General features: G+C 71.3%; 7 protein-coding genes and 1 riboswitch. Of the genes, 5 read left to right on the forward strand and 2 right to left on the reverse strand.

Annotated elements, in window-relative coordinates:
• Window positions 1–110: 110 nt before the first annotated feature.
• The 5 genes from EAD96_RS01045 (at window position 111) to EAD96_RS01060 (ending at window position 4439) form a co-directional block, all read left to right on the forward strand.
• Window positions 111–1586, forward strand: a complete 1476-nt coding sequence (locus EAD96_RS01045; RefSeq protein ID WP_121682948.1) for an NAD(P)/FAD-dependent oxidoreductase — start codon at window positions 111–113, stop codon at window positions 1584–1586.
• A gap of 69 nt (window positions 1587–1655) precedes the next feature.
• Window positions 1656–1766, forward strand: a riboswitch (SAM riboswitch).
• Between the two features lie 33 nt (window positions 1767–1799).
• Window positions 1800–1925: a hypothetical protein gene (locus EAD96_RS31760; RefSeq protein WP_013286752.1), complete on the forward strand. Its 126-nt coding sequence runs from the start codon at window positions 1800–1802 to the stop codon at window positions 1923–1925.
• A 107-nt stretch (window positions 1926–2032) separates the two neighbouring features.
• Window positions 2033–2887, forward strand: coding sequence for an ABC transporter substrate-binding protein (locus EAD96_RS01050; protein ID WP_121682949.1), 855 nt, complete (start codon window positions 2033–2035; stop codon window positions 2885–2887).
• A 38-nt stretch (window positions 2888–2925) separates the two neighbouring features.
• A complete protein-coding gene (locus EAD96_RS01055; protein ID WP_121682950.1) occupies window positions 2926–3702 on the forward strand; it encodes an amino acid ABC transporter permease in 777 nt (258 codons plus the stop codon).
• On the forward strand, window positions 3699–4439 hold the full coding sequence (locus EAD96_RS01060; protein WP_121682951.1) for an amino acid ABC transporter ATP-binding protein: 741 nt from the start codon (window positions 3699–3701) through the stop codon (window positions 4437–4439). The genes EAD96_RS01055 and EAD96_RS01060 overlap by 4 nt, the downstream gene beginning before the upstream one ends.
• Before the next feature lie 9 nt (window positions 4440–4448).
• On the opposite strand, the gene EAD96_RS01065 is transcribed toward EAD96_RS01060, so the two are convergent.
• A complete protein-coding gene (locus EAD96_RS01065; protein ID WP_120569535.1) occupies window positions 4449–5369 on the reverse strand; it encodes a carbohydrate ABC transporter permease in 921 nt (306 codons plus the stop codon).
• A partial coding sequence (locus EAD96_RS01070) for a sugar ABC transporter permease (RefSeq protein WP_147457818.1) occupies window positions 5366–6318 on the reverse strand: 953 nt, incomplete at its 5' end. The genes EAD96_RS01070 and EAD96_RS01065, both read right to left, overlap by 4 nt.

Raw genomic sequence — 6318 nt, forward strand, 5'->3', positions numbered from 1 at the left:
GAGCGGGCTGAGCGGCCGGCGGATCGGTGTGGGCCGCCAGGTGAAGTTGCCGGCAGGACGGGTAAGGGCGGTGCCGCATCGGCAGGCTGGCGGCGGGGGGCGCGGACGGCATGGGTGACGGCGACGGAACCGTGATCATCGGGGCGGGACCGGCCGGGTTGACCGCCGCGTACGAGTTGCTGCGGCACGGCCGGCCGGTCCGGGTCTACGAGGCCGACGACGTGGTCGGCGGGATCAGCCGGACCGTGGAGCGCGACGGCTGGCGGTTCGACATCGGGGGGCACCGCTTCTTCACGAAGGTGGCCCGGGTCGAGGACTTCTGGCACGAGATCCTGCCGGACGAGGACTTCCTGCTCCGGCCGCGGATGAGCCGGATCTACTACCGGGGCGCGCTGTTCGACTACCCGCTCAACGCCGGCAACGCGCTGCGCAACCTCGGGCTGCTGGAGGCGGCGCGCTGCCTCGGCTCGTACGGCCGGGCCCGGCTGCGCCCGCCGAAGGACCAGTCGCACTTCGAGGGGTGGGTGTCGGCGCGGTTCGGCTGGCGGCTCTACTCGATCTTCTTCAAGACGTACACGGAGAAGGTCTGGGGGATGCCGGCGGACCAGTTGCAGGCCGACTGGGCCGCCCAGCGGATCAAGAACCTGTCGCTGGCGACGGCGATGCGCAACGCGCTGCTGCCCCGGCGCAACCGCACGGACGTGACCAGCCTGATCGAGGAGTTCCAGTACCCGAAGCACGGCCCGGGGATGATGTGGGAGCGCTGCGCCGAGGAGGTCGCCATGCGCGGCGGCACGGTGCGTACCGGCGCCTGGGTGAGCGAGGTGCACCGGGATCCGGCCGCGCGGCGGGCGACCGCCGTGACGGTCGCCGACGCCGGCGGGGAGCGCACCGAGGCGGCCGCGCACGTGATCTCCTCGATGCCGATCTCCGCGCTGGTGCGGGCGATGCGCCCGGAGGCGCCGCCCGAGGTGCGGGCCGCCGCCGACGACCTGCGGTACCGGGACTTCCTGACCGTGGCGCTGGTGGTGCCGGAGGAGTTCTCGTTCCCGGACAACTGGATCTACGTGCACGACCCGGCGGCCCGGGTGGGGCGGATCCAGAACTTCGGCTCGTGGTCGCCGTACCTGGTCAAGGACGGGCGGACCTGCCTGGGGCTGGAGTACTTCGTGTTCGAGGGCGACGAGATGTGGCGGACGCCGGACGCCGAGCTGGTCGCGTTCGCCACCGCCGAGCTGGAGCGGCTGGGCCTGGTCAAGCCCGGGTGCGTGGAGGCGGGCTACGTGGTCCGGATGCCGAAGGCGTACCCGGTCTACGACGAGCGGTACCAGCGCAACGTCGACGTGATCCGGGGCTGGCTGGCAGCGAACGTGCCGAACGTGCACCCGGTCGGCCGCAACGGCATGCACCGGTACAACAACGCCGACCACTCGATGCTCACCGCGATGCTGACCGCGGAGAACATCGCGCACGGCGCGGAGCACGACGTCTGGACCGTCAACGTGGAGCAGGACTACCACGAGCAGCGCAGCCCGTCGCGGCACGGCACCGGCCGGGACGCGCCGGTCGTCCCGGCCCGGCGGTGAGGCGCCGCGCGTGAGGGTGGTCATAACGGCTGGACGGCAGCCACGGCGGTGCTGCTAGCCTTCTGGGCAGGTCATGAGCGCCAGCGCGAAGCCCCGGCTCGCTGGCCGGCAACCCTCCTCCGCGGTGGGGTGCCCCGGGTGAAGACCAGGCACCGGCAGCCGCCGGTGCAAGCGTGGCCTGGCACCCAGGTCAGCAACAGACCAGGGAGACCGATGTCCGCACCACCCTCCACCCCTTCCGGCGACGTCGCCGCGTACCCGGCCCGCTTCGCGCTGGTCAAGCGCCGTCACGTCGACCTGATGCGGGTGTGCAGCGACGCCTGTCGCCTCGCGCGCTGAGCGAACGCCACCCTCCTTTCCCCGATCCACCCTTCTCCGGCCCGGCCGTCCGTCCGGCGGGTCGGCGTCGACGCGCGCCGCGCGTCCATCCACTCTGGAGAGACATCGTGCGTTTCCGTACCGTCCTGACCCGTGCCGCCGCCGTCGGCGCGGCCGCCCTGCTCGCCGTCACCGCGCTAACCGCCTGCGGCAACGACGACACCGCAGCGGCCGACAACCCGTACGGTCTGCTCCAGCCCGGCGTGATCCGCGCCGGCACGCTCACCGACGCCCCGCCGAACGTCTTCCTGAAGGACGGGAAGTTCACCGGCTTCGACAACGAGCTGCTGCGTGCCGTGGCCGACAAGATCGGCCTGAAGGTGGAGTTCGTCGGCACCGACTTCTCCGGCCTGCTCGCCCAGGTCAACAGCGGCAAGTTCGACGTGGGCAGCTCCTCGATCACGATCACCGAGGCCCGCAAGAAGACTGTGGACTTCGGCAACGGCTACGACTTCGGCTACTTCGGCCTGGACGTGCCGGCGGGCTCCCCGATCACCGGCTTCGACCAGCTCGCCGGCAAGCGGGTGGTGGTCGTCCAGGGCACCGTGCAGGACGACTACGCCACCAAGCAGAACCTCGACCCGGTGCGGGTGCCGGACTACAACAGCGCGATCAACCAGCTCAAGGCCGGCACGGCCGACGCCTGGATCGCCCCGGCCGAGATCGGCGACAAGTCCGCCGCCGACAGCAACGGCAAGATCAAGGTCGCGGCGAAGCAGCTCAGCCCCACTCCGACCGCGTACGCGGTGGCCAAGGGCGACGACAAGCTGCGCGAGGCGCTGAACAAGGGCCTGGACGAGGTGATCGCCGACGGCACGTGGAGCCGCCTGCAGGCCGAGTACTACCCGGGACGGCCGATCCCGGCCGACTTCAAGCCGGGCAGCGGGTCGGTGGCGGTGCCGTCGCCGTCGGCCGCCTCCTGAACCGGTAACCGAGCACGAGCGGGGCGGACGGAGCGGACATGGATCCACTGAGCACCCTCTGGGAGACCTTCTTCGACTGGGACTCGATGCGCGAGGCGCTGCCCGAGATGCTCACCGTCGGGCTGCCCAACACGCTGACCCTGGCGGTCTCCGCCGCCCTGCTCGGCTCGGTGCTGGGCATGCTGCTGGCCGTCGCCGGCATCTCGCGTACCCGATGGTTGCGCTGGCCGGCGCGGGTCTACACCGATGTGTTCCGCGGCCTGCCGGCCGCGGCGACCATCCTGCTCATCGGCGTGGGCCTGGCGCCGCTCGGCATGCAGGTGTGGGGGCCGAACCCGTATCCGCTGGGCGTGCTGGCGCTGTCCCTGATCGCCGCCGCCTACCTGGGTGAGATCTTCCGGGCCGGCATCCTGAGCGTGGAGGCCGCCCAGTTGGAGGGCGCGCGGGCGCTGGGCTTCTCCTGGGGCGAGGCGATGCGCCTGGTGATCATCCCGCAGGGCGTACGCCGGGTGCTGCCCGCCTGGGTCAACCAGCTCATCGCGCTGATCAAGGACTCCAGCCTGGTCTACTTCCTCGGCCTGCTGGCCAGCCAGCGGGAGTTGTTCCGGATCGGGCAGGACTACGCGGCGAACACCGGCAACCAGTCCGCGCTGCTGCTGGCCGGTTTGTTCTACCTGCTGCTGACCGTGCCGCTGACCCACGCGGTCAACTGGCTGGACCGGCGCCTGCGGCAGGGCCGGCCGATCGCGCCGCCCGAGCCCGAGCCCGACGCCGAGCCGGCGGATCTCACCCCGTCCGGAAAGGACCCGCGATGACCACCACCACGACCTCGGTCAGCCTGGCCGTCCGCGACGTGCACCTGGCCTTCGGCGCGCACCGGGTGCTGCGCGGCGCGGACCTGGACGTGGCCCGGGGCCGGGCGGCCTGCGTGATCGGCCCGTCCGGGTCCGGCAAGTCGACGCTGCTGCGCACCGTCAACCGGCTGATCGAGCCGGACCGGGGCGACGTGCTGCTGGACGGGCGCAGCGTGCTGCGCGACGACCCGGACGCGCTGCGCCAGCGCATCGGCATGGTGTTCCAGCAGTTCAACCTGTTCCCGCACCTGAGCGTGCTGCGCAACATCACGCTGGCGCTGCGCAAGCTGAAGAAGCTGAGCGAGGACGAGGCGGTGGCGCTGGCCCGCGCCCAGCTCGATTTGGTCGGCCTGGCCGGCAAGGCGGACGCGCGGCCGGCGCACCTCTCCGGCGGCCAGCAGCAGCGCGTCGCCATCGCGCGGGCGCTCGCGCTGCGCCCGCAGGTGATGCTGTTCGACGAGGCGACGAGCGCGCTGGACCCGGAACTGGTCAAGGGCGTGCTCGCGGTGATGGCGGACCTGGCCGCCGCCGGGATGACCATGGTCGTGGTGACGCACGAGATGGGGTTCGCGCGCAGCGTCGCCGACACGGTGGCGTTCATGGACGCGGGCGTGGTGCTGGAGGCCGGGCCGCCGGAGGCGGTGTTCGAGGCACCGGAGCACCCGCGGCTGCGGCGCTTCCTGTCCCAGGTGCTCTGAGCAGGCCGGTCAGCCCTTCACCGCGCCGATCAGCACGCCCTTGACGAAGTGCCGCTGGATGAACGGGTAGACCGCGACGATCGGCGCGACGGTCAGCACCACCACCGCCATCTTGATCGCCTCGGTCGGCGGCATGGTCACCCCGCTGCTGGCGCCGGACGTGTGCGGGGCCTGCCCGGCCAGCAGGTAGCTCTGGAGCACCCGCTGGATCGGGTACATGTCGTTGCGGTCGATGAACAGCAGCGCGTCGAACCACACGTTCCAGTAGCTGACCGCGTAGAACAGGCCGACCACGGCGATCACCGCGCGGGACAGCGGCAGCACGATGCGCGCGAGCGTACGGAAGTCACTCGCGCCGTCGATGCGGGCGCTGTCCAGCAGTTCCGACGGGATGCCCTGGAAGAACCCACGCACCACGACCAGGTTGAACACGCTGATCGCCGGCGGCAGGACCAGCGCCCAGATGGTGTCCTTCAGGCCCAGCCCGGTGACCACCAGGTAGCGCGGCACCAGCGGCGGGTAGACCAGGAACGGGATCAGGAAGTACGCGAGCAGCCAGCGGTGGCCCAGCGTGCCCGGCCGGGACAGCCCGTACGCGGCGAGCACGGTGACGGTCAGCGCGATGGCGGTGCCGAAGACGGTGACGAGCGTGCTGATCCACAGCGCCCGGGTGACCGCGCCACCGGCGAAGATCGTCTCGTACGCGGACGTGTCGACGCCGCGGGGCACGACCACCAGGCCGCCGGCCCGCGCGATGGTCTCCCGGGAGGAGAGGCTGGTCACCAGGATCACCCAGAGCGGGAACAGCACGCCCGCCACCAGCACGGTGAGCGCGACGGCCTTGAGCCCCTGCCCGAGGCGGGTCGGCGGCTCCTGCCACACCGGCCGGCGGGATCGGTCGCCGGCGGCCCGGCGGATGAGCGTGGTCATGACTTCGAGTAGATCCCTCGTTCGCCGAGCATGTGCGCCACGCGGTTCGCGGCCAGGATCAGCACCAGCCCGATGACGGCCTTGAACAGTCCGGCCGCCGCGCCGTAGCCGTAGTTCCCGGTGGCGATGGAGAAGTGGTAGACGAAGGTGTCCAGCACCTCGGCGGCCTGCCGGCCGACGGCGTCGCGTTGCAGCAGGAACTGCTCGAAGCCGACCGAGAGCGCGTCGCCCAGCCGCAGGATGAGCAGCAGCACGATCACCGGGCGCAGGCCGGGCAGCGTGATGTGCCAGAGCCGCCGCCACCGGCCGGCGCCGTCCGCGGCGGCGGCCTCGTAGAGGTTCTGGTCGATCGTGGACAGCGCGGCGAGGAAGACGATGGTGCCCCAGCCGACGTCCTTCCACACCGCCTCGACGGTGACCAGGACGATGAACGTGTCCGGGTTGGTCATCACGTTCCACGGCTGCATGCCGGCCTCGCGCATGCTCTGGGCGAGCAGCCCGGCGCCGCCGAGCATCGCGACGAAGAACGTGACCACCAGCACCCAGCTGAAGAAGTGCGGCAGGTAGACGATGGTCTGGATGAGCCCGCGCAGCCGGCTGGACAGCAGGTTGTGCAGCGCGATCGCCAGCAGGATCGGCAGCGGGAAGAAGAACACGAGCTGGAACGCGGTGATCGCCAGCGTGTTGCGGAACGCGTCCCAGAAGGCCGGGTCGTCGAACAGCAGCTGGAACTGCCCGAAGCCGATCCAGTCGCTGTGCAGGAACGCCTGCCACGGGTTGTCGCCCAGGTAGGGGTTGTAGTCCTGGAAGGCGATGACGTTGCCGGCGATCGGCAGATAGCTGAAGATCAGCAGGACGAGGAAGCCGGGCGCCACCATGGCGAGCAGTTGCCAGTCCCGGCGCAGCCGGGTGCGCAGCGGCACCCGGCGGCGGGACGGGCGGCGGGTGC

Origin of the sequence: Micromonospora sp. BL1 (genome assembly GCF_003667485.1) — a bacterium.
GTDB lineage: Bacteria > Actinomycetota > Actinomycetes > Mycobacteriales > Micromonosporaceae > Micromonospora > Micromonospora tulbaghiae.